The sequence below is a fragment of the Nitratidesulfovibrio sp. SRB-5 genome, from assembly GCF_019931275.1.
Taxonomy (GTDB): domain Bacteria; phylum Desulfobacterota; class Desulfovibrionia; order Desulfovibrionales; family Desulfovibrionaceae; genus Cupidesulfovibrio.
In genome coordinates this window covers 1,748,281-1,771,086 of the sequence record NZ_JAIOTY010000001.1, presented here as the reverse complement: position 1 = coordinate 1,771,086, position 22,806 = coordinate 1,748,281, and the positions used below count along the sequence as shown (strand labels likewise).

The 22,806-nt window shown below is 66.2% G+C and carries 21 protein-coding genes; 15 read left to right on the top strand and 6 right to left on the bottom strand.

What is annotated here, in order from left to right; genetic code table 11:
* Window positions 1-62 precede the first annotated feature (62 nt).
* Both dapB and K6142_RS07260 read left to right on the top strand, forming a co-directional pair.
* Window positions 63-842, top strand: coding sequence for a 4-hydroxy-tetrahydrodipicolinate reductase (gene dapB / locus K6142_RS07265; protein WP_223380781.1), 780 nt, complete (start codon window positions 63-65; stop codon window positions 840-842).
* 278 nt (window positions 843-1,120) lie between these two features.
* Complete coding sequence (locus K6142_RS07260; RefSeq protein ID WP_190245995.1) at window positions 1,121-2,791, top strand: NAD+ synthase; 1,671 nt, start codon at window positions 1,121-1,123, stop codon at window positions 2,789-2,791.
* 232 nt (window positions 2,792-3,023) lie between these two features.
* On the opposite strand, the gene K6142_RS07255 is transcribed toward K6142_RS07260, so the two are convergent.
* Together K6142_RS07255 and K6142_RS07250 are read right to left on the bottom strand one after the other, a co-directional pair.
* Window positions 3,024-5,003: a molybdopterin-dependent oxidoreductase gene (locus K6142_RS07255; RefSeq protein ID WP_190245996.1), complete on the bottom strand. Its 1,980-nt coding sequence runs from the start codon at window positions 5,001-5,003 to the stop codon at window positions 3,024-3,026.
* 290 nt (window positions 5,004-5,293) lie between these two features.
* Window positions 5,294-5,725, bottom strand: a complete 432-nt coding sequence (locus K6142_RS07250) for an ACT domain-containing protein (protein ID WP_012611596.1) — start codon at window positions 5,723-5,725, stop codon at window positions 5,294-5,296.
* A 299-nt stretch (window positions 5,726-6,024) separates the two neighbouring features.
* On the opposite strand from K6142_RS07250, the gene K6142_RS07245 reads away from it, so the two are divergent.
* From K6142_RS07245 to K6142_RS07235, 3 genes are all read left to right on the top strand, one after another.
* Window positions 6,025-7,116 carry an FAD-dependent oxidoreductase gene (locus K6142_RS07245; RefSeq protein ID WP_012611595.1) on the top strand — a complete coding sequence of 364 codons (1,092 nt, stop codon included), beginning with the start codon at window positions 6,025-6,027 and terminating at the stop codon, window positions 7,114-7,116.
* A 6-nt stretch (window positions 7,117-7,122) separates the two neighbouring features.
* Complete coding sequence (locus K6142_RS07240; protein ID WP_012611594.1) at window positions 7,123-7,629, top strand: 4Fe-4S dicluster domain-containing protein; 507 nt, start codon at window positions 7,123-7,125, stop codon at window positions 7,627-7,629.
* A 552-nt stretch (window positions 7,630-8,181) separates the two neighbouring features.
* On the top strand, window positions 8,182-8,628 hold the full coding sequence (locus K6142_RS07235) for a hypothetical protein (protein WP_190246008.1): 447 nt from the start codon (window positions 8,182-8,184) through the stop codon (window positions 8,626-8,628).
* A 96-nt stretch (window positions 8,629-8,724) separates the two neighbouring features.
* Here the strand turns inward: K6142_RS07235 and K6142_RS07230 are convergent, their stop codons facing one another.
* Complete coding sequence (locus K6142_RS07230) at window positions 8,725-10,029, bottom strand: phenylacetate--CoA ligase family protein (RefSeq protein ID WP_012611591.1); 1,305 nt, start codon at window positions 10,027-10,029, stop codon at window positions 8,725-8,727.
* A 466-nt stretch (window positions 10,030-10,495) separates the two neighbouring features.
* Between K6142_RS07230 and K6142_RS07225 the strand changes: the two genes are divergently transcribed.
* From K6142_RS07225 to K6142_RS07210, 4 genes are all read left to right on the top strand, one after another.
* The gene (locus K6142_RS07225) at window positions 10,496-11,149 is read left to right on the top strand and encodes a nitroreductase family protein (protein ID WP_190246009.1); all 654 of its coding nucleotides are present in this window, start codon (window positions 10,496-10,498) and stop codon (window positions 11,147-11,149) included.
* A 227-nt stretch (window positions 11,150-11,376) separates the two neighbouring features.
* Complete coding sequence (gene rsfS / locus K6142_RS16545; RefSeq protein ID WP_263284240.1) at window positions 11,377-11,964, top strand: ribosome silencing factor; 588 nt, start codon at window positions 11,377-11,379, stop codon at window positions 11,962-11,964.
* Between the two features lie 47 nt (window positions 11,965-12,011).
* Window positions 12,012-13,643 carry a 2,3-bisphosphoglycerate-independent phosphoglycerate mutase gene (gene gpmI / locus K6142_RS07215; protein WP_190243437.1) on the top strand — a complete coding sequence of 544 codons (1,632 nt, stop codon included), beginning with the start codon at window positions 12,012-12,014 and terminating at the stop codon, window positions 13,641-13,643.
* Window positions 13,644-13,922 carry a hypothetical protein gene (locus K6142_RS07210; protein WP_012611587.1) on the top strand — a complete coding sequence of 93 codons (279 nt, stop codon included), beginning with the start codon at window positions 13,644-13,646 and terminating at the stop codon, window positions 13,920-13,922.
* 90 nt (window positions 13,923-14,012) lie between these two features.
* Here K6142_RS07210 and K6142_RS07205 read toward each other — a convergent pair whose 3' ends face one another.
* The 3 genes from K6142_RS07205 to K6142_RS07195 all read right to left on the bottom strand — a co-directional run bounded on the left by K6142_RS07205 (window position 14,013) and on the right by K6142_RS07195 (window position 16,250).
* A complete protein-coding gene (locus tag K6142_RS07205) occupies window positions 14,013-14,450 on the bottom strand; it encodes a hypothetical protein (RefSeq protein WP_190243362.1) in 438 nt (145 codons plus the stop codon).
* A gap of 241 nt (window positions 14,451-14,691) precedes the next feature.
* The gene (locus K6142_RS07200) at window positions 14,692-15,090 is read right to left on the bottom strand and encodes a hypothetical protein (protein ID WP_190243363.1); all 399 of its coding nucleotides are present in this window, start codon (window positions 15,088-15,090) and stop codon (window positions 14,692-14,694) included.
* A gap of 350 nt (window positions 15,091-15,440) precedes the next feature.
* On the bottom strand, window positions 15,441-16,250 hold the full coding sequence (locus K6142_RS07195) for a phosphoribosylformylglycinamidine synthase subunit PurQ (RefSeq protein ID WP_190243364.1): 810 nt from the start codon (window positions 16,248-16,250) through the stop codon (window positions 15,441-15,443).
* A 517-nt stretch (window positions 16,251-16,767) separates the two neighbouring features.
* Here K6142_RS07195 and K6142_RS07190 point away from each other — a divergent pair.
* From K6142_RS07190 to lptB, 6 genes are all read left to right on the top strand, one after another.
* Window positions 16,768-18,420: a CTP synthase gene (locus K6142_RS07190; protein WP_190243365.1), complete on the top strand. Its 1,653-nt coding sequence runs from the start codon at window positions 16,768-16,770 to the stop codon at window positions 18,418-18,420.
* A gap of 616 nt (window positions 18,421-19,036) precedes the next feature.
* Window positions 19,037-19,849: a 3-deoxy-8-phosphooctulonate synthase gene (gene kdsA, locus K6142_RS07185; RefSeq protein WP_190243438.1), complete on the top strand. Its 813-nt coding sequence runs from the start codon at window positions 19,037-19,039 to the stop codon at window positions 19,847-19,849.
* Complete coding sequence (locus K6142_RS07180) at window positions 19,839-20,366, top strand: KdsC family phosphatase (protein WP_190243366.1); 528 nt, start codon at window positions 19,839-19,841, stop codon at window positions 20,364-20,366. The genes kdsA and K6142_RS07180 overlap by 11 nt, the downstream gene beginning before the upstream one ends.
* Complete coding sequence (lptC, locus tag K6142_RS07175; RefSeq protein ID WP_190243367.1) at window positions 20,363-21,172, top strand: LPS export ABC transporter periplasmic protein LptC; 810 nt, start codon at window positions 20,363-20,365, stop codon at window positions 21,170-21,172. The genes K6142_RS07180 and lptC overlap by 4 nt, the downstream gene beginning before the upstream one ends.
* The gene (locus K6142_RS07170) at window positions 21,169-21,861 is read left to right on the top strand and encodes an LptA/OstA family protein (RefSeq protein WP_190243368.1); all 693 of its coding nucleotides are present in this window, start codon (window positions 21,169-21,171) and stop codon (window positions 21,859-21,861) included. Before lptC ends, K6142_RS07170 begins: the two co-directional genes overlap by 4 nt.
* The gene (gene lptB / locus K6142_RS07165) at window positions 21,858-22,583 is read left to right on the top strand and encodes an LPS export ABC transporter ATP-binding protein (RefSeq protein ID WP_012611577.1); all 726 of its coding nucleotides are present in this window, start codon (window positions 21,858-21,860) and stop codon (window positions 22,581-22,583) included. Before K6142_RS07170 ends, lptB begins: the two co-directional genes overlap by 4 nt.
* Window positions 22,584-22,806: the final 223 nt, after the last annotated feature.

Sequence of the window (22,806 nt, the reverse complement as noted above, 5' to 3'; positions counted from 1 at the left end):
GACGCCGCGCACGCCGGGCTGCATCCGGTTTCGGCGGCGCGCATAACGCATAAGGAGCGAGCATGAGCACTTCGATCATCGTCACGGGCGCCGGTGGCCGCATGGGGTCCACCATCTGCCGCATGGCGCAGGAAGACCCGGCCCTTACGCTGGCCGCCGTCGTCGAACGTCCCGAACGCCTGGCCTCGCTCGACGTGTGGAAATGCCCTTCGGGCAGCGACCCGGATGCGGTGTTCGCCATGGTGCCCGGCGGCGTGGTGGTGGACTTCACCTCGCCCGAGGCCAGCATGGCCAACGCCCGCGCCGCCGCCAAGGCCGGGGTGTCGCACGTCATCGGCACCACGGGCCTTACCGTAGAACAGAAGGCGGAACTGGCCGACCTGGCCAGGACCGCGCGCATCTTCTGGGCGCCCAACATGAGCATCGGCGTCAACGTGCTGCTCAAGATCCTGCCGCAACTGGTGCAGCAACTGGGCGAGCAGTACGACCTGGAAATGGTGGAACTGCACCACAACCGCAAGAAGGATTCGCCCAGCGGCACCGCCCTGCGCCTTGCCGAATGCCTGGCCGAGGCGCGCGGCTGGAACCTGCCGGATGTGGCCAACTACCACCGCGAAGGCATCATCGGCGAGCGGCCCAAGGACGAAATCGGCATTCAGACCATTCGCGGCGGCGACGTGGTGGGCGTGCATACCATCTACGCCATGGGCCCCGGAGAACGCATCGAAATCACCCACCAGGCCCATTCGCGCGAAAACTTCGCCCAGGGCGCTCTGCGCGCCGCAAAGTGGCTGCCTCAGCAGCAGCCCGGCACCCTGTATTCCATGCTGGACATGCTGTAGGCTGTGATTGAAGAATACGCGGGGGAAGGGAGGAACTTTTGAAAAAGTTCCTCCCTTCCCCCGCACCCCCATCCCTCCTCAAAACTTTTTATTTGGTGGCTGGGAGTGGGTACGCTGGGATCGTAGTTGGCACCGGCTGCGCCTTGCCAGTATGCACCCCAATGAAAACGTTTTGAAAGAGGGGAGAGGGGTTCGGGGAGAGGGGAGAAAACTTTTCCAGAAGTTTTCTCCCCTCTCCCCGAGGTCCATCCCAGCCGCTGTCATTCCGGAGAACATCAATGAACATCGCGTTGTTGCAGTTGAACATGGTGGTGGGCGACGTGGCGGGCAATGCGGCGCGCATCGAGGCGGCGGTCCGTGATGCGGCGGCGCGGGGTGCGGGGCTGTGCGTCACGCCGGAGCTGGCCATCTGCGGGTACCCGCCACGCGATCTGCTGCTGCGAAGCGACTTCGTGCCGGGCTGCCGCAAGGCGCTTGAGGCGCTGGCGCAGCGGCTGAAGGATGCGCCGCCGGTGCTGGTGGGCGCTCCGGTGCCCAACCCCACGCCGGTGGGCAACCGGCTGCACAACGCGGCGGTGCTGCTGCACGAGGGCACGGTAACGGTGGCCACGCGCAAGGTGCTGCTGCCCACGTACGACGTGTTCGACGAGCGCCGGTACTTCGAGCCGGGGGTGAACTGCGGCGCGGTGACGGTGGCGGGCTGGCGGCTGGGAGTCACCGTGTGCGAGGACATCTGGAACGACAAGACCTTCTGGCAGGAACACCGCCAGTACGAGACCGACCCGGTGGCGGACCTTGGGCTGGCGGGGGTGGACGCCATCATCAACCTGTCGGCCTCGCCGTTCACGCTGGGCAAGCAGGCGGTGCGCGAACGCATGCTGTCGCGCGTTGCCTCGCGTTACCGGGTGCCGGTGCTGTACGCCAACCAGGTGGGCGGCAACGACGATTTGCTGTTCGCGGGCAAGAGCGTGGCCTTTGACGCGGTGGGGCATCTCATCGCGCGCGGGCGCCCGTTCGAGGAAGACACGGTGCTGGTGGATGTTGCGGCGGGTACGGGCTCCATCTGCCCGGACCCTGCGGAGCCGGAGGCGCAGGTGTGGCAGGCGCTGGTCATGGGCACGCGCGACTACGCCCGCAAGTGCGGGTTCACGGGCGCGGTGCTGGGCCTTTCCGGCGGGGTGGATTCAGCGCTGGTGGCGACTGTCGCGGCAGATGCGCTGGGGCCGGAAAACCTGCGGGTGCTGTTGATGCCCTCGCCCCATTCCAGCGAAGGCAGCGTGACCGACGCGCTGGCCGTGGCCCGCAATCTGGGCCTGTCCGTGGATGCGGTGCACACGGTGCCCATCGGCCCGATGATGGAGGGCTTCGACGCGGCGCTGGCCCCGGTGTTCGGCGCGTTGGGCCGCACGGCGCGCGACGTGACAGAGGAAAACATCCAGTCGCGCATCCGGGGCAACCTGCTCATGGCCGTGTCCAACAAGTCGGGCGCGGTGCTGCTGACTACCGGCAACAAGTCCGAACTGGCCGTGGGCTACTGCACCATCTACGGCGACATGGCCGGGGGCCTTGCGGTCATTGCCGACGTGCCCAAGACCCTGGTGTACCGGGTGTGCCGCTGGCGCAACGCCCAGGCGGGGTACGACCTGATTCCCACGGCCATCCTGGACAAGGCCCCCTCCGCCGAACTGCGGCCCGATCAGAAGGACACCGACAGCCTGCCCCCGTACGACGTGCTGGACGCCATTCTGGAATGCTGCGTGGTGCATCACATGGACCGCAACGCCGTGGTGGCCGAAGGCTTCGACCCCGCCGTGGTGGACAACGTGCTGCGGCTGGTGCGCATTTCCGAATTCAAGCGGCGGCAGGCCGCCCCCGGCCTGAAGGTTACCGACCGCGCCTTCGGCACCGGCTGGCGCATGCCCGTGGCAAGCCGGTTGGTGTTGCTCTAGGAGAACCGGGGGAAGGGGAGACCCCCTATCGCCTCCCCAAAAAATGTTTCACAAGAGTAGTGTCAAACGGTTTGGCTGCCTTTTGACGGCCTGCTAGCGCTATGAGGTTTTTTGTTCTCTGCCAAGGAAGAATGGTTTTTTTATGGAGGGAGTATACTCTGGTGGTATTCGACCGGAATAAAAAACATTCTGACGCAGGCAGATGGCAAAAGGACCATAGCGCCAACAGGCCTTAATTCTCCAGCCGCACCCGCTGCTCATAATACGCAGCCCCGTCGCCCATGTCTGTGGACAGCGGGGCGATGAGCGCATTGGGCGAGCGACCATGGGCCAGCCAGCCGCCGCGCGGCATGATGACGGTGCGGGGGTGGATGCCGGGCCGGGTCTGCACCTGTACGGGCATGCGGCCATGCGGCGAGACGATGAACACGGGGCGGTCCAGGTCCAGTGCGGACAGGGCGGGACATTCCGGCGCCACCTGCACGGTGATGGGGGCGGCGTCGGGCTGGCGACCGGGCAAGCCCACCTGCGAGTTCACGTAGTCCGGGGCCAGCAGGGTCAGCAGGTGCAAGGGATAGTCGCCCGGCGATGCGCCATCCTGTACGGCTGCGGCTGCGCCATCCAGATGCAGGGCCTCTGGCAGGTGGTACAGCCCGTCGGGATGGGCAAAACGCAGGCCTTCCCACGCCACGGAACTACGCTTGGCTTTTGTCCAACCGGTGGCCCTCAATTCTTCAAGCGATGCTTCAATGTGGGGCGAGCGCAGGGCCTGCCGCAGCACGTCCTCCCGGTCCGGGAAGGGGATGGGCCGCGCCAGTTGTTCGGCCACCCCGCGCGCGATGTCGAAGTCGTGGCGCACGGCGCCGGGCATGGGGCAGGCGGGCGCGGCATAGGCGATGTAGTTGTGGTAGGCGGAGCCGAAGATTTCCTCGCGCTCCAGCACCAGCGCGCAGGGCAGCACCACGTCGGCCCGGCTGGCGGTGTCGGTCAGGAAGGCCTCCACCACCACGGTGAAGTCGATGGCCTCCACGGCGCGGGCCAGGGCCGGTGCGTCGGGCGACTGGTTCACCGGGTTGAAGGCGTCCACCCACAGGAAGCGCACCGGCGGGTCGGCCTGTGCCAGTTCCTGCGCCAGGTGCGACAGCAGGAAGGTGCGGGCGGGCGTGCCCGCCTTTTTGCTCCACGAAAGGTCGAGGCTGCGGCCCGAGGAAATGCCGTAGTACGCGCCGCCGCCGGAAACGCCCATGTTGCCGGACAGCATGACCAGCGCGTTGATGAAGCGCACACTCTCGCCGCCGCGCAGGTAGCGTTGCAGCCCCCAGCCCAGCAGGCTGGCCGTGGGGCCGCCGTTGCCTGCCTCGCGGCGCATCCACCGGCACAAGGTGTCCAGGTCTTCGGCGGTGGCGTCGCAGGCGGCCAGCAGGTCCGCTTCGCTGGTTGCCAGCAGCATGGTCCGGAAGTGTTCGAAACCGCGCGTGCGTTCGCTGATGGTCCGGGGCACGGCATCCTCGGCCAGCAGGCGGCGGATGGCCGCAGCAGCCAGAAAGCGGTCACCGCCGGGGCGGATGCGGATGCGGGCATCGGTGAAAGCGTCGTTGTCGTCGCCGCCGGGAGAGATGGTCAGCACCGGCACGCCGCGCCTGCGGGCGTCGCGCACCATCAGCCCCAGATGCAGCGAGGACCGGGCCAGGTCCTTGCCCCAGTTGACGATGGCGGCGGCGTTGGCCAGATCGTCGCTGTCATTGTGGTCCGGCGCGCCGAAGTCGGCCTCGCAGGCGGCATCGCCCGCGCCGTCGCACAAGGATCCGCGCTTGCGGGCCGCGCCCAGGCTGTTGAAGAGATAATTGCTGGCTTCCGCCAGCGCGCCCCGGTAGCCGAAGCCGCGCAGGTGCAAGATGGATTCCGGCGTGTCACGCAGGGCGTCCAGCTTCGACGCGCACAGGGCCAGCGCCTCGTCCCAGGTGGCCGGGTGCAGCGCGCCGTCCGCGCCGCGCACCAGCGGCGTGGTAATGCGGTCGGGGCTCAGGCGGCGGGCGGCCAGTGCCCGTCCCTTGACGCAGACCACCCCGCGCGTGAACGGATGGTCGGGGTTGCCGGAAACACGCACGCCCCCGGCGGGGTCGTCATGCACGGATGCTTCTTCGTCCGGCAGGTGCACCACCAGCGAACAGGCCCCGTGACAGTCGAGGGAACAGGCGGAAAGGCGTTGCATGCGAAACTCCGTGGGGCGCGGGTTGACGAAAGGAAAGGGCGTCCGGCGGTAACGGGTGACCGGCGATCCGTGCATCGAAAGGGTGCCCGTGCGGTGCGGCGGAAGCGGCGAACAACCCGTGCGCGCCACCGTACACCGCGCCAGCAGGCATTCCGTGACCGGCGTCACGGCAGGGGGGCGCGGGCCGTGTCATTTGTCCGGGCAACGCCGGAACACCATGCAAAAAGGGCCGGGACCGGCAGCAACCGGACCCGGCCCCATCCGGTCAGGGAAAGGGAACCGTGGCAGCCCTAGTTCTGGTACAGCTTGTCGCCGGGAATGACGGGGATGCCCGCCTCGTTCAGCACTTCGATGGCCTGGTCGGTGCGGTCGAAGCGGAAGATGAGCACCGCGTTGGTGCCGTTCTGCTGCACGAAGGCGTACATGTATTCCACGTTGACGCCACGGGTGCTCAGCAGTTGCAGAATGCTGTCGAGACCGCCGGGATGGTCGGGCACTTCCACGGCCACCACCGAGGTGCGGCCCACGGTGAACCCCTTTTCCTTCAGCGCGGCCTTGGCCTTTTCGTGGTCGTGCACGATCAGGCGCAGGATGCCGAAGTCCGAGGTGTCGGCCAGCGACAGGGCGCGGATGTTGATGCCCGCCTCGGCCAGGGTGTGGGTTACCTCGGCCAGACGCCCGGCCTTGTTTTCGAGAAATACGGAAATCTGTTCCACTTTCATGGCGACAATCCTTTTGCGGGGTGAAGCAGGCCGGTTCGCCCTGCCGTTGCAGTCATTGAAGGTGGATAGCATCCCCGGCGGGCTGTTGACAAGCCGGGTGCGGACTGGCCGGTGCCGGATGGACGGCGCGCGCATGCGGATGCGGGACGGTGGCGCGGCATTGCCGCTCGCACCCGGGCCCCGGCGCGGGTGGCCTTTCTCGACCGCTTGCGGAAGCAGCCCCCATGGCTATATTGAACACGCACGCTGCGCGCGCCGCACTTCGCGGCCCGGCGCACGGCAAGCACCGTGGAGCATCGATGTCCAACGCCATGAATTTCGCCTTCATGCGGGAAGAACCCGCACCGCCCAACGGGCGGCGTGTCGCCATCATCGGGGCCGGGCCTTCGGGCCTTGCCGCCGCCGGGTACCTGGGCTGCCTGGGCTATCAGGTAGAGGTCTACGACAAGCTGCCCAAGCCCGGCGGCCTGATGCTGTTCGGCATTCCGGGCCACCGCATCCCGGCGGACCGCATCCAGCGCGGGGTGTTCATCCTGTCGCGCAAGTTCGGGGTCAACTTCCACAACAAGACCAAGATATGTTGCAGCGCCCCCCTGCACGAGGAAGAGGGCGACCATTTCTCGTGCGACATCCGGGGCCTTGGCGAACTGGTGGAAGAACATGACGCGGTGATCATCTGCAGCGGCGCGTGGAAGTCGCGCAAGCTGGGCATACCCGGCGAGCAGCTGAAGGGCGTCTATTCCGGCCTGGAGTTCCTGTTCCCCATCCGCGCGGTGAAGTACGCCACCAGCAACGTTTCCGTGCCGCCGGTGGAAGGGCGCACCGTGGTGGTGGTGGGCGCCGGGCATTCGGCCATGGACGTGGCCCACAGCGCCAAAGCACTTGGGGCAAAGCGCGTGGTCATGGTGTACCGGCGCACCAAGAAGGAAGCCCCTGCGGGCAGCTACGAGGTGGACCGGCTCATCGACGTGGGCTGCGAATGGCTGGAACGGCGCACCCCGCTGCGCATCGTGGCCGATGAAACCGGCCAGCACGTGGCGGCCATGGAGATGTCCGACGCCAATACCGGCGAGACCGAAGTGCTGCCCGCCGACGTCATCGTCACCTCCATCGGCGAAATTCCCACCCCGCCGTTCCAGAAGGAACTGGGGCTGGAAAACGTGCGCAAGGGCGAAGTGCGCTGGCTGCACATGACCAGCATAGAGAACGTCTTTGTGGCGGGTGACGTGCTGACAGGCCCCAGCAAGATCGGCAAGGCGGTGTACAGCGGCCTACGCGCCGCGCGTTCGCTGACCAACTGGCTGGACCTGAAGGCCCAGCACCGCGAAAATGAATACAATTACGACGCCGACGTCATAACGCGCCCCGGCGCCCCCAGCGAGCAGAGGTAGCGCGCCATGTCGGAATGCCACGGCAGGGGTAAGACCCTGCATATCGACTACAGCAAGTGCATCGGCTGCGAAACATGCGAGGCCGTGTGCGGCTTTCTGTACGACACGCCGCGCATCGCCATGGCCCGCACGGGCGACGGCCAGATGATTCCCATCTACTGTCAGCACTGCGAACACGCCCACTGCATGAAGGTGTGCAACCGGGGCGCGCTGATGCGCGACCGTGACGGGGCGGTGGTGCTGCAACCCATGCTCTGCCGGGGCTGCGAGACGCGCAACTGCGTCATTGCGTGTCCCTATGCCGCCTTTTTCGCCACCGACCGGGGCGTGGCCGTGCGCAAGTGCGACCTGTGCGCCGGGCGACGCGCCGTGGGCCTTGGCCCCGCTTGCGCGGAAATGTGCCCCTGCGGAGCCATCCGTTTTGCCGACCGCGACGAACTGGACGAACTGGAAACGGAAGCTTCGCGCGAGGCCCGCGACCGTGTGCTTGCGCACATCCGGCCCAAGAAGTAGCTGGCACGAAAAAACGCAAAAATCCAACGGCGGGGCGACCTTGAAGCAAGGTTGCCCCGCCGTTGCCGTTTGCAGGCCTTGAGTTCTCCTGTATGGAACAAGGCATTGCCGTTCGTTGGCGCGGGGGCGTTATGCATGCCTGTGCCGCCACCCAGACATACGCCGCAAGGAGACATCCGGATGTCGTATGATTCGTTGGACTCCGTATTCTACATGCTGAGTGCAATCATATTTGTTATAGGGGGATTTTTCGATACAGCAACAGTGCGAAAAATACGTGAAATATGTCCTGCGTCTCTGGATGACGGATCGTACAGAATGTACGTTCATTCCATAGCCTTTGACGCAAGGGTTCCTCTGTCGCTCAGAAGGCAGTATGTTGCAGGCCTTGCAATTATTGCGTTTTCGCAATTTCTTATGGTCTTGCAATTTTATATCGAAGGCAATTTCAATGCGATGGTATTTGCATTGTTTTTTGCGTCCCTAATGACCTATTTTACAATAGTCAGTCTTGTCCGCTATTTGCGAAGCCTGCGGACGTGAGGAGGCAAGGTGGGAATATCAATTCACACCGGCTGGCATTTTCTCGGAAACGGCATTCTGGACCTTCACGACACCCTGAATTTTTTTATGTTCTGGGGGTTCATCCTGCTGTTTCTGGCAGCCGCGTTCATTGGGGGAGCGGCATCGCGAAAAATCGCGGAATACATGCCTCCGCAATACATGAAAGACGGGGAACGCAGTCTGCACCTTGATCTGTATGCACTTGACCCGTGGATTCCGCTGCCGGTGCAGCGGAACTACATATTGTCGCATTTCCTGATGGGGCTTGCGGGGCTGTGTCTGGTCATCGCGTATGTCAGGAAGGGTGACTGGGGACCCGCAGCCGTTTTTTTCGCAGTTGGCGCGGCAGGTATCTGGGGGGGCATGACGGAAACCATGACGTACAGACGAAACAAGCGCTTGCACGAGCAGAAAGAAGCCCAGGGCGAAGACTGACCGACATTGTGAGATTATACCGGACGCAGCTATTGTCGCGCAAAGAAGAAGGGGGCCGAAGCCCCCTTTTCGCATTCGTAATCTTGCGTGCCGCGTCTACGACTTTTCGCGCATGTCGATGACGCGCTTGGCCTTGCCCTCGGAACGCTGGATGGAGCGCGGCTCCACCAGTCGCACCTTGGCGGTGACGCCCAGGAATTCCTTGATGGTCTTCTGCAACCGGGCTTCGCGGCGTTGCAGGTTCTTGATCTCGTCCGAGAAGAATTCCTCGGAAACCTCCACCTGCACCTCCATGTTGTCCAGGTTCCCTTCGCGGGTGACCAGCAACTGGTAGTGCGGGGCCAGCCCCTCGGTTTCCATCAGGATGGACTCGATCTGCGAGGGGAACACGTTCACCCCGCGGATGATCAGCATGTCGTCGCTGCGGCCCGTCACGCGGCGCATGCGCACGTGGGTGCGGCCGCAGGCGCAGGGGGTGTAGTCCAGCGAGGTGATGTCGCGGGTGCGGTAGCGCACCAGCGGAATGCCTTCCTTGGTCAGGGTGGTGATGACCAGTTCGCCGGTGGCGCCGGGGGGCAGGGCTTCTCCGCTCACCGGGTCGATGATTTCCGGCAGGAAATGGTCTTCGTAGATGTGCATGCCGCACTTGGCTTCCACGCATTCCATGGAGACGCCGGGGCCCATGATTTCGGACAGGCCGTAGATGTTCAGGGCGTCGATGCCGAGCTTGGTCTCGATTTCGGCGCGCATTTCCTCGGACCACGGCTCCGCGCCGAACACCCCGATGCGCAAGGGCAGTTCGCGCAGGTCGATGCCCGCTTCTTCCGCCGCCTCGTGCAGGTACAGGCTGTACGAAGGGGTACAGCAGATGACCGTGGCGCCGAAGTCGCGCAGCAGCAGCACCTGGCGCTTGGTGGCCCCGCCGGACACGGGAATGACCGTGGCGCCCAGGCGTTCCGCCCCGTAGTGCGCGCCAAGGCCCCCGGTGAACAAGCCGTACCCGTAGGCGTTGTGGATGAGGTCGCGGCGGGTTACCCCGGCGGCGGCCAGGCTGCGGGCCATCAGCTCGGCCCAGTTGTCCAGGTCACGCTTGGTGTAGCCAACCACGGTGGCCTTGCCGGTGGTGCCGCTGGAGGCATGCAGCCGCACTATGGTGTCCTTGGGCACGGCAAACAGCCCGAAGGGATAGTTGTTGCGCAGGTCCTGCTTTTCGGTGAAGGGCAGCAGGGTGACGTCGGATAGCCGCTTGATGTCCGCCGGGGTCACCCCCGCCTCTTCGAACCGGCGGCGGTAGTGAGGCACGTTGGCGTAGACGCGCTCGCAGAGATTCTTCAACCTGCGCAGTTGCAGCGCTTCCAGCTCCTCCCGCGGGAGCGTCTCGCGGTCGACGTCGAAAATCATGGGGCTCTCCTCTCGGGTTCACCGCAGGCGGTGCCGCGCGGCGCGCTGGCGCGGGCGGCCCGTGCGACACATGTCGGGCAAGGCCAACTTGTGCCCCAACTGCCCGATGCGGTCAAGGATGCCGGGCTGGTGCGAGGCTTGCGTGTCGCGGGCCGGTGACATGCGGATGCACGAGCATGAGGGTAGAGAACGGGATGGGAAACGACGAGGCGGCGGGGCACCGCCCGGACGGGGCAAATCGCTGCAAGGCCGGGCTGCCTGTTTCGGCTTGCCGGGCATGTTCCGGGGCGGGTGCCCGGCCCGCCTTTCGTCCCGGTTTACCGGCAGGCGCCGCGTGCGCGCATTTGCGGAGCGTTGGGGAATGCGGTATATGGAATGTTTGGACAGTGAACGGGTGATCCATCGGGCTCGTTTGGCCCGTTCACGCTGCACAGCCAGCCACGCCATTCCGCAGGAAATTCGCACCATGACCGTGCCGCATTCTTTCGTCCAGTCCCCCGAATTTGCCGCCTTTGCCCAGTGCGTACGCGCCGCGCGCACCTGCCGCCGCTTTCGTGAGGACGTGGCCGTGCCCCTGTCCACGCTGCACGCGCTGGTGGACACGGCGCGGGTGTGCCCCAGCGGGGCCAACCGCCAGCCCCTGCGCTATGCCGTGTGCGCCGATGGGGCGCGCAATGGTGCCGTGTTTCCGCACCTGCGCTGGGCCGCCTACCTGAAGGACTGGGGGGGGCCGGTTTCCGGCGAGCGCCCGGCGGCGTACATCGCCGTGCTGTGCGACAGGAAGGGGGCGCCCACGCCGGAAATCGACCTTGGCATCGCGGCCCAGACCATCCAGTTGGGTGCGCAGGCGCTGGGCCTTGGCTGCTGCATGATCGGCGCGTTCGACCGCGACGGCGTGCGCGCGGCCCTTGGCATGGATACGCCCCCCCATGCCGAACTGGACCTTGTGCTTGTGCTGGCGCTGGGCGTGCCCGCCGAAACCCGCGTGCTGGACACCGTGGGCGCGGATGGCGACATCCGCTATCACCGCGACGCGGACGGCACCCACCGCGTGCCCAAGCGGCCTTTGGAATCCGTGCTGCTGCCGGTCCACGGTGGCAACGCACAGGACAAGGGGTAACACCGTCGGCCATCCGCTCCGCCTGCCGCAGGCAATCCGGGGCAGGGCAGGCCGAACGGCGGATGCCGCCGGACAGCGCATTCACGGCCATTGCATCCATGTACATTGCATTTATGTACAACGCATTCACGTACGTCTCATTCACATGACGCCATCGGCGGACCTTCCGCCGCATGCATACGAACACACGGGCCGCGCCGCGCGTTGGCCGGACCACAGGACACCGCATGAAACCCATCGAAAAGAAGTTCAAGGACATCCCCACCGCCGAGAAGGTAGCCACCTTCGTGGGCTGGCTGGAAGAAAAGAAGGGCCGCGACGTGCTGGCCCTGGACCTTGCGGGCATGAACGCCTTTGCCGAATCCATCATCATCGTCACCGCCGGTTCCGTGCGCCACGCGCAGGGCCTGGCCGACCACGTGCTGGGCATGTGCGACGACGAAAAGATCGAATTCCTGCGCATGGAAGGCTATCAGGCCGGGCAGTGGATCCTGCTCGACTGCAACGACGTGATCATCAACGTCTTCCAGACCCCGGTGCGTGAAATGTTCCGCCTGGAAAGCCTGTGGTCCGACGCGCCGGTGCTGCATGACGGGCGCGAGCTGGCCCCGCCGGTGGAGGCAGCCACCACCTCGGCGGGCACCCACAGCGGCGTGCGCCGCATGGCGGGCAAGGTGGCTGGCGCCCGCGCCGCCGCCGTTACCGCCAAGCGCGCGGCCACCTCGTCCGCCGATGCGGACGCCGAGGAACCCAAGCCCCGCGCGCGCACCCGCAAGCCCGCCGCGCCCAAGGCCCCGGAAGGGGACGACCAGTGAGCACGCCGGGGCGGGAAGGGCAACAGGGCTCAAAACAGGGGCAGGGGCTGACACCCACGGTGCTGCTGATCCTGGACGGCTGGGGCATTGCCCCCGCCGGACTGGGCAACGCGGTGTCGCTGGCGCGCACCCCCAACCTCGACCGGCTCACGGCGCTGCCCTCGCGCACCACGCTGGCCTGCTCCGGGCGAGACGTGGGCCTGCCCGCCGGGTTCATGGGCAACTCCGAAGTGGGCCACATGAACATCGGGGCGGGCCGGGTGGTCTATCAGGATCTGACCCGCATCGACATGGCCGTGGAAACCGGCGAACTTGCCGGCAATCCCGCGCTGTGCGGCCTGCTGGAAGCACTTGTTGCGTCCGGCGGGCGGCTGCACCTGATGGGCCTGCTTTCCGACGGCGGGGTGCACAGCCACATCCGCCACCTGCGGCCCCTTGTGGAGGCGGCCAAGGCCCGCAACGTGCCCGTGCTGGTGCATGCCTTTCTGGACGGGCGCGACACCTCGCCCACCAGCGGCGCGGGCTACGTGGCCGACCTTGAAGCCATCCTGCGTGACGCGGGCTGGGGGCGCATCGCCACCCTGACCGGGCGCTACTACGCCATGGACCGCGACAAGCGCTACGAGCGCAACGCGCTGGCCTGGACGGCCCTTACCAGCCCGTCTGGTCCGTCTGGCCCGACAGGCGGCAAGGGCGCGTTGGTCGAGGCGGCCTCGCTGCCGGGCGGCTCGCTGGCCGATGTCGTGCGCGCGGCCTATGCTGCGGGCGAGACCGACGAATTCGTCACCCCCCGCGTGGTGGCGGAAGGCGGCGCGCCCGTGGGCCGGGTGGCCGACGGCGACGGCGTGTTCTTCTTCAATTTCCGGGCGGACCGCGCCCGCCAGCTGACCCGCGCTTTCATCGACCCCGCCTTCGACGGCTTCGACCGCGAGGCGGACGGCGGCAGGCGCCCCGCGCTTTCCGGCTTCGTGACCATGACCGGCTACGACGCCAGCTTCGACGTGCCCGTGGCCTTCGGCAAGGACAACCTGGCCATGACCCTCGGCGAGGTGGTGTCGTCCATGGGACTGCGCCAGTTGCGCATCGCGGAAACGGAAAAGTACGCTCACGTCACCTACTTCCTGAACTGTGGCCGCGAAGAGCCCTTCCCCGGCGAGGAACGCCGCCTTGTGGCCTCCCCGCGCGACGTGGCCACCTACGACCTCAAGCCCGCCATGAGCGCGGTGGAGGTCACCGACCTGCTGCTGGAGGAATGGCGGCAGGGCGGTTACCAGCTGGTGGTGTGCAACCTGGCCAACTGCGACATGGTGGGCCATACAGGCATCATCCCGGCGGCCATTGCCGCCGTGGAAACCGTCGACGCCTGCGTGGGCCGCATCGCGGAAGCGGTGCTGGGTGCGGGCGGGCGGCTCATCGTCACCGCCGACCATGGCAACGCGGAAGAGCTGCTGGATTCCACGGGCAACCCGCAGACCGCGCACACCACCAACCGGGTGCACTGCGTGGTGGCGGAGCGCGATGCGTCGCAACCCGACGGCATGCGCGCGCTGCGCCTGCGCGGCGATGGCAGGCTGGGGGACATCGCCCCCACCATCCTCGGCCTGTGGGGCGTGGACACGCCGGAACTGATGACCGGCGCATCCCTGCTTGAGAACGACGGCGACACGGAGGCTGCATAGATGGCCGGTGACAACAGGAACGGGAACAACGGGCAGGAAGGCAAGAGCCGCAAGCCCCTCAATCCGGTGCGCCCCGACGGGCTGGAAGTGATCTTCTTCTACCCCTGTCCGCACTGCCGCCGCCAGGTGCCGCTGATCAGCCCCACCCAACCCTCCATGGCCCAGTGCGACTCGTGCATGCAGCACTTTCCCATCGTGCCGGTGGACGAGCGCACCGTGCGCTTTCTGAAGGTTATGCTGGACAATGGCAGGGCGGCCATCGACCCCGACTTCGCGTAACGTCGACCCTGCGCATGAAAGAAAACGTCCCCCGTTCGCGGCTGCGAGCGGGGGACGTTCGTTTTGCAAAAAGCCTGGCGAGGTGGCGAGTTACGCGTTGGCGCGGCAGTGGGCGAAGGCTTCGGAAATGCGTTCCTTCACGTAGTGCATGAACTCTTCGTCGCCGTCTTCCAGGTTGAAGCAGCGGGCGTCGTTGCCGTTGAGGCCGGTGGGAATCCAGTCGCCGCGCTCTTCCGGGTCGGTCAGGGAATCGTCGTGAAAGCACACCGACAGCCAGCGCGCGGCGGGGTCGTCGTCGATCACGTCCACCAGCACGGCCAGCGGGCGGGCGGCCCAGCCGGGAAAGGTGCCGCGCAACGAATGGCTGACGCCGGGGCGGCTGACGAATTCCGCCACCGCGCCATCATGGGTGTGCAGGTGCTCGCACAGGGCCACGAACACGGGCAGCACGCCCGCGCCGTCTTCTCCGGCGGTCCATTGGGCAATGAAGGCATTCACGGCGGCTTCGGTGGCGGCGTCGGCGTACATGGCGTCTCCGTGGTTGTCGGTTGCGGTGGCCGCACGGGCCAGCGTTTGCAAGCGCTTGCATATGCATCCGCGGGGCGGGCCTGTCAACTCGGGCACGGAATGGCAGGGGGGCAGAGCGAGCAATGGGGAACGGTAAGGAATCACCTGCCCACTGTTGAACGGTGGGGCGGGGCCCGGTTGAACGGTCCGGCGATGGCGAATCGGTGCGGGGGGTCGGGATGGACCGAGTGCCCGCGCGGGACTACGCCTTGTCCGCAGCCGGAGCGGGCACGGGGCGCAGGTCGTAGCGGCGAATCTGGGGCAGGGGGTAGAAGCGCAGGACGCCGTCCGGCAGCAGCACCTGCAAGGTGCCCTGCGGGGTGGCGATGCATTCAAGGCAGTCGTGGGTCAGCGTACCCCCGTCGATGAACGCGATGTCCAGCCGCCAGCGCAGCACCGCGCCCGCCTTGTGGCCGGAAAGCTCGTTCATGGCGCGTATCTCACGCTCCATCAGGGCGCGCCATGCCGTCTTGACCAGCTTGCGGTTGTCCGGGGTGTCGTGCTGGCGGCACAGGCCCATCTTCAGGCTGTCAGGCGAAGGCACGAAGCCGAGCACCCAGCCGGTGGAGGCGTCGGCGCCGCAGGCATGGCAGCGAATCATGGCGTGCGCCTCCTTTGGAATTGTCGGGTCTGTCGGGCTGACGGACCAATTGGAAATAGCGAATCAAAGGGGACCGGGGAACCTGCCGGAACCGGTACGGGCCGGATTGCGCCGAGCCCTCACCCCGCCCCGTCTATCTGCCTATATCGCCCCGGTCCCGGCTTGAAAAGGTGCCCGGCGGGCACAAGAAAAGCGCGGGAAGGGGATGCGTGCATTCCCTTCCCGCGTTGCATGCGGATATCTGGCGGTGCCTGCGGGCTGTTTCGGTCTATTGGCCGCGCAGGTGGCGTACCGCGTTTTCGAACAGCACGGTGCCCAGCGTTGCAGGCTCGCCCCGCGACCGTTTCGAACTATTGGCCGCGCAGGTGGCGTACCGCGTTTTCGAACAGCACGGTGCCCAGCGTTGCAGGCTCGCCCCGCGTCCAGCCCGGATGGTTGGTGGGGTGGTTGAAGGCTTCGGGGTGGGGCATCAGGCCCAGGATGCGACCGGACGGGTCGGTCAGCCCGGCGATGCCCAGCGGCGAACCGTTGGGGTTCCACGGGTATTCCATGGTAACCTCGCCGGTTTCCGGGTGGGCGTATTGCAGGGTGACCAGGTTTTCGGCCACCAGGCGGCGCATCACCTCGTCGTCCAGCGGCACCAGCTTGCCTTCGCCGTGGCGCACGGGCACGTACAAGGTGTCGATGCCCCTGGTGAACACGCAGGGGCTCTGGGGGTTCACCTTCAGGGTCACCCAGCGGTCTTCGTAGCGGGCCGAATCGTTGTGGCCCAGCGACACCTGCCGCTCGAAGTACTTGCCGTCCAGCGCGGGCAACAGGCCCAGCTTTACCAGCAGCTGAAAGCCGTTGCAGATGCCGATGGCCAGGCCGCCCCGGGCCACGAATTCCTTCAGGCGGTCCAGCAGGGCCTGCCCGTCGGCGTCGGAAAGGTGCAGCCAGCGCTGTGCGGCGGCATGGGCCGCGCCCAGGTCGTCCCCGTCCAGAAAGCCGCCGGGAAAGACGATGAAATTGTAGTCCTCGATCCTGATCCTGCGGGCCACGATGTCGGCGAAATGCGCCACATCGGCCCGGTCTGCGCCGGCAAGGCGGGCCGCGTGGGCCGATTCCTCGTGCGAGTTCGTGCCGTAGCCGGTGATGACCAGCGTGTTCACCTGCGCCATGCGCTGCTCCTCGATGGGTTTCTTGTCTGTCCTGACAGTCTTGACAGGGGGATGTGCCTCGACTAGCTACTCGTCAGCGCTGCGCCGTCCGGTTGTCGCCGGACATGTCCCGAAACATGTCGGGGCATGCCCCATGTCCTTGAGACCTGTGGGGACGCATGCCCGGATGGGGCCTGCCCGTCAAGGACGTTTCCGCGAAAGTGGCCGGAAAAGTTTTCGGACGCCTGAACGACACCGCGGAAACGGGGGCCGTGCCCGAACCGTTTCCGCTGTCCTGCGCCCGCTGTTTCAGGCGCTTCGGCAATGCTGCCGTGCGCTGGGGATAGCCGGGACCGTCGATATTACGTTCCAGTGGTACATCACGTCAACGGCTGACCTTCATGCCGAAAATGTGGCATAAGGTCCTGATGGCGTTTTTTTGCGTATCGCGTCAACCGAAGGGCGAGCGCTGTAACGGGCGTGCGGCAAGACCTGCGCGCCGCGAGCGAGAGCAACCAGTCACTCAGGCAGGAGTTTCATGAAGACCAAGTTCATATTCATCACCGGGGGCGTGCTGTCCTCGCTCGGCAAGGGGCTGGCCGCCGCCTCCATCGGAGCGCTGCTGAAGGCCCGTGGGCTCAAGGTAACCATCCAGAAGCTCGACCCCTACATCAACGTCGACCCCGGCACGATGAATCCGTTCCAGCACGGCGAAGTGTACGTCACCGATGACGGCGCGGAAACCGACCTCGACCTCGGGCATTACGAGCGGTACCTCGGCGAGTCGCTGTCGCAGAAGAACAACTACACCTCGGGGTCCATCTACAACCGCGTCATCACCAAGGAACGCCGGGGCGACTACCTGGGCGGCACCGTGCAGGTCATCCCGCACGTGACCGACGAGATCAAGAACGCCATCCTCGGCCTTGCCGAGGACGAGCCCGACGTGGCGCTGATCGAAATCGGCGGCACCGTGGGCGACATCGAGGGCCTGCCCTTCCTGGAAGCCATCCGCCAGCTGCGCGGCGACCTCGGCAAGGACCACTGCCTGTACGTCCACCTGACGCTGGTGCCCTACCTGAAGGCCGCGGGCGAACACAAGACAAAGCCCACCCAGCACAGCGTCAAGGAACTGCGCTCCATCGGCATCCAGCCCGACATCATCCTGTGCCGTTGCGAAAAGGCCATCAGCGCCGAGCTCAAGCGCAAGATCGCCCTGTTCTGCGACGTGGACCAGGACGCCGTGTTCTCGTCGGTGGACGTGGACAACATTTACGAGGTGCCGCTGCGCTTCTACGAGGAAGGCTTCGACCAGAAGATCGCCATCATGCTGCGCCTGCCCGCCAAGAACGCCAACCTGGAGTCGTGGGAGACGCTGATCCACACCTGCTCGCACCCGGAAGGGCAGGTGACCATCGGCATCGTGGGCAAGTACGTGGACCTCAAGGAAGCGTACAAGAGCCTGCACGAGGCGCTGATCCACGGCGGCGTGGCCAACAAGGTCAAGGTGAACCTGCGCTACGTGAACTCCGAGGAGATCACCGAGGCCAACGTGGCCGAAAAGCTGGCCGGGTGCGACGGCATCCTGGTGCCGGGCGGCTTCGGGCATCGCGGCGTGGAAGGCAAGATCCGCTCCATCCGCCACGCGCGCGAGCACAGGATTCCCTTCTTCGGCATCTGCCTTGGCATGCAGTGCGCGGTCATTGAATATGCCCGCAACGTGCTGGGCCTGGCCGACGCCAACTCCGAAGAATTCAACGAGCTTACCGACAACAAGGTCATCTACCTGATGACCGAGTGGTACGACTTCCGCAAGGGTGCCGTGGAACGCCGCGACGCTTCCAGCGACAAGGGCGGCACGCTGCGCCTTGGCGCCTACCCCTGCGTGGTGGTGCCCGGCACCAGGGCGTGGGACGCCTACGGCGCCGAGCGCGTGGACGAACGCCACCGTCACCGCTTCGAATTCAACAAGGCCTACTTCGAGGCCATGGCCGAAAAGGGCCTGGTGTTCAGCGGCCTTTCGCCCGACGGCGAACTGGTGGAAATCGTGGAACTGCCCGACCATCCGTGGTTCCTGGGCTGCCAGTTCCACCCCGAGTTCAAGTCCAACCCCATGCGCCCGCATCCCTTGTTCCGCGAATTCATCAAGGCGGCCAAGAAGGAAGCCATGGGCGGCAAGAAGGGCAAGTAGCGCGCCACCGGCACGCGCCCCCCCACTCGCACGGATATGATGCAACGCGCCTTCCCCGGTGGAAGGCGCGTTGCCTGTCTGTGGGAGGGGCGAAGGCGGGCACGCCGCGTGATGCCCCTGCACCGCGCCTGTCGCGCGTTCTCTTCCTCTCTCTTCCCCTTGACGCGGCGCGATTCCGTCACATTGTTAATCGTCGGCCCATGGCGAACCATGGACCGCCCGTCGCGACCACCAGCAACTGGCATCAATTGGCACCAGCCGGCACCAACTGGCGCCAACCGGCATCCAGCGGTCACCAACCACCATCAATCCGGTATCAACCGTCACAACCATCAGGGGAGCATCGCCAACCCGATGTGGCGAAAGGTGCCGACTGATGGTAGAAGCGTCCGGCGGGGCAGGGGAGCACGACGTTTCCGGCCCGCCCGCCCAGCAGTTGCCCGGCATATTTCCGAAGCGCACCGCCCGCGCTCACCCCATGCGGCCACATCCGCCGTATCCGGTCAGGCAGGCCGGTCCGCCGCGCCCTCATCCGCCACGGAGAACCATGCATCCCGAATCACCCAGCACCTCCCCGGCCCCCGAATCACCGGCCGCCCCGGCTTCGGCTGGCGGCATGACGCCGGACGCCCTGTACGAGCGCCTGCGGGCGCGCCGGTTCATTTTCGCCGGGCCCTGCGCCCTTGAAAGCCTGGAACTGGCTCTGGATACCGCCCACGCCGTGCGTGAGGCGACCGAGGCCGCCGGGCTGTTCGCCGTGTTCAAGAGTTCGTGGGACAAGGCCAACCGCACCTCGCTGGACGGCTTTCGCGGCCCCGGCCTTGCGCGCGGCATGGAATGGCTGGCCCGCATCAAGCAGGAAACCGGCCTGCCCGTGGTCACCGACATCCACCAGCCGGATCAGGCTAAGCCCGTGGCCGAAGTGGCCGACGTGCTCCAGATTCCCGCCTTCCTGTGCCGCCAGACCAGCCTGCTGCTGGCCGCCGCGCAGACGGGCAGGGTGGTCAACGTCAAGAAGGGGCAGTTCGTGGCCCCGTGGGACATGGCCCCCGCGCTGGACAAGCTGCGCTCCACCGGCAACCAGCGCATCCTTTTGACGGAGCGCGGGGCCAGCTTCGGCTACAACAATCTCGTCGTGGATTTCCGCTCGCTGCCCATCATGCAGGGCTACGGCGTGCCGGTGGTGTTCGACGCCACCCACTCCGTGCAACTGCCCGGCGGCAAGGGCACCTCGTCCGGCGGCGACCGCCGCTTCGTGCCCATGCTGTCCCGCGCGGCCGTGGCCGCCGGGGTGGACGGGGTGTTCCTGGAAACCCACCCCGACCCGGACCATGCCCTGTGCGACGGCCCCAACAGCTGGCCGCTGGACAGGCTGGCCCCGCTGCTGCGCGACTTTGCCGCCCTCTGGAGCCTGCCGTATGCAAGCTGAAGACCTGGCCCGCTCCATCTCGCTGCTGGTGCTGGACGTGGACGGCGTGATGACCGACGGCGGCCTGTACTACGATGACGAAGGCCGGGTGACCAAGCGCTTCAACGTGCAGGACGGCCTGGGCATCAAGCTGGCGCAGGCCGCGGGCATCACCGTGGCGGTGATCACCGGCCTGACCTCCGGCGCGGTGGAAGCGCGCATCCGCAGCCTGGGCATCCAAGACTACCACGCGGGCTTCCTGCACAAGTCGGAGTGCATCGACTCCATTCGCCGCAAGCACAACCTTGAATGGTCGCAGGTGGCCTATCTTGGCGACGACTGGGTGGACTTCGGCCCGCTGAAGCTGGTGGGCCTGCCCATGGCCGTGGCCAATGCCCAGCCCGAGGTAAAGGCCCTGGCCCGCTACGTGACCACCGCCAACGGCGGGCACGGCGCCGTGCGCGAGGCCATCCGCTTTCTGCTGGTCGAACAGGGGCTGCTGGATCGCATGCTGGAAAGCTGGCCGGAGCAGGCATGAGACGCCGTACGCTGTTGGTTCTGCTGCTGGTGGCGCTGGTTGTCGGCGGTGCCGCCGCATGGCGCTGGCAGGCCGGGGTGCGCAAGGCGCTGGAAACGGCCATTGCGGGCGGCGCCACAGATTCCGCCACGCTGGAAGAGGCCGTGGGCGTGGCCATGAAGGGCATTGAACTGGTGCAGGGCGAAAAGGGCATCGAACTGTGGCGGCTGAAGGCCACCTGGGCCCAGTTGCGCCAGAGCAACAACATCATCGACGTGGATAGCCCCGACATCGTCTACCAGATGGACGGCGGCAGGCAGGTGCGCATTCTGGCCAAGAAGGGCGAAGTGCAGCAACAGGCGCAGATGATGCGCATGTGGGACGACGTGCACGCCACCCACGACAGCCACGATCTGTTCGCCCGGCTGATGGTGTACAACGGCACCAGCCGGACCATGTATTTTCCGGAAGGGGCGCGCATAGAGGGGCAGAGCCTTGCGGGCAACGCCACCCGGCTGGAATGGGACATGACCAGCGACGTGTTGCGCGGCAGCGGAGGCGTGAGCATGCTGCTTACCCCCCGTGCGGGCGACGGTGGCGGCCAGCCCGTGCCGGGCAATGTGGCGGTCCCGAAGGCGGCCCCGCAGAGCGCCGATGCCCAGAAGAAGGCCGTGCAGAAAGCCCCGGCCAAAAAGTCGCCCGAAAAGAAAGCACCCGACCAGAAGGCATCGGGCCAGAAGGCATCAGGCCAGAAGGCCCCGACGGCCAAGGCCGCGCAGCAGGGCGCGGGCGCTTCCAAGTCAACCAAGCAGGAGATCAGGCAATGAGACATACCGGCATCCGCTCCGCGCTGTGCGTGGCGCTGCTGTTGACCTTTTCCGCACCCGCCATGGCGGCGGACGCCAAGTCGGCCACGGAAGTGCGCCGCGACGTGCCCACCGCCGTCAAGTCCGACCGCATGCAGTACGACGCCAAGGGCCAGGTGGTTATCTTCGAGGGTGACGTGTACGTCCAGCGCCCCGACTTCGAGATGTGGGCCGAAAAGATTACCCTGCACCTGCGCAAGAAGGCGGCCAAGCCCGGCAAGGGCGGGGCGGGGCAGGGGGCGGATGCGTCCGGAGCGGCTGGCCAATCCGGTGCTGCGGGGATGTCCGGCATGGACGCGGGCGAGATCGACCGCATGGTGGCCGAACGCAAGGTGCGCATGAAGCGCGAAAACCGCACCGGCGAATGCGAAAAAGCCACCTACACCGTGGATAACGCCGTGCTGGTCATGGAAGGCAACCCCGTGCTGCACGAGGGCGAGAACAGCATCAGGGGCGACGTCATCACCTTCTACACCCGCGAAAACCGCAGTGAAGTGCGCGGCACCTCCACCAAGCGGGTTCAGGCGGTGTTCACCTCGTCCGGCGACGTGAACCCCCTTGGCGACAAGGATGCCAAGTCCGCTCCCAAGGACACCAAGGACACCAAGGACGCCAAGGGCGATGCCGCCACCGGGGGGGCTGCCCAGTGAGCTCGGTGCTGCGCGGAGAAGACCTGCACAAGCAGTTCGGCCAGCGCGAGGTGGTGCGCGGCGTGTCGCTGACGGTGACCCAGGGCGAAACCGTGGGTCTGCTGGGCCCCAACGGCGCGGGCAAGACCACCACATTCTACATGCTCATCGGCATCATCAAGCCGACTTCAGGCAGGGTAGAACTGGATGGCCGCGACATCGCCGACTGGCCCCTGCATGAACGGGCGAGGGTGGGGCTGAGCTACCTGCCGCAGGAAAGCTCGATCTTTCGCCGCCTTACCGTGCGCCAGAATCTTCAGATGATTCTCGAGCACACCGGGCTTTCCAAGGCGCAGCAGAAGGAACGGGGCGACATGCTGCTGGAGGACTTCGGCATCACCCACCTGGCCAATTCCGTGGCCATGCATCTTTCCGGCGGCGAGCGGAGGCGGCTGGAGATTGCCCGGTCCATGATCCGCGATCCCAAGTTCATCCTGCTGGACGAACCCTTCGCGGGCATCGACCCGCTGGCCGTGGACGACATCCAGCAACTCATCACCGGCCTGCGCAACCGGGGCATCGGGGTGCTTATCTCCGACCACAACGTGCGAGAAACCCTGCACATCTGCGACCGGGCCTACCTGGTGCACCAGGGCGAGGTGATTCTGGAAGGCACCCCCGAGCACATCGTGGAAAACCCTCGCGCGCGCGACGTGTATCTGGGCGAGGGCTTTTCGCTGTAGTCCGGGACATCGTGTCTGCCCGTCCGGGGCGCCCCGCCATGTGCGCCATATGCGCCATGTCCGGCGGCTCGGCTTTCATGTTCACGGCGCCTTCCGCATTGCGGGGGGCGCCGTGTCCGTTGTTGCCACCGCCCCTTTTCGGGGCCGTGGGCAGGGGGGCGTAAGGCGTCCGGGAGTATCGCGACGCATGGGCGCCAGCGGTTGCATACTTCTTGCCTCTGTG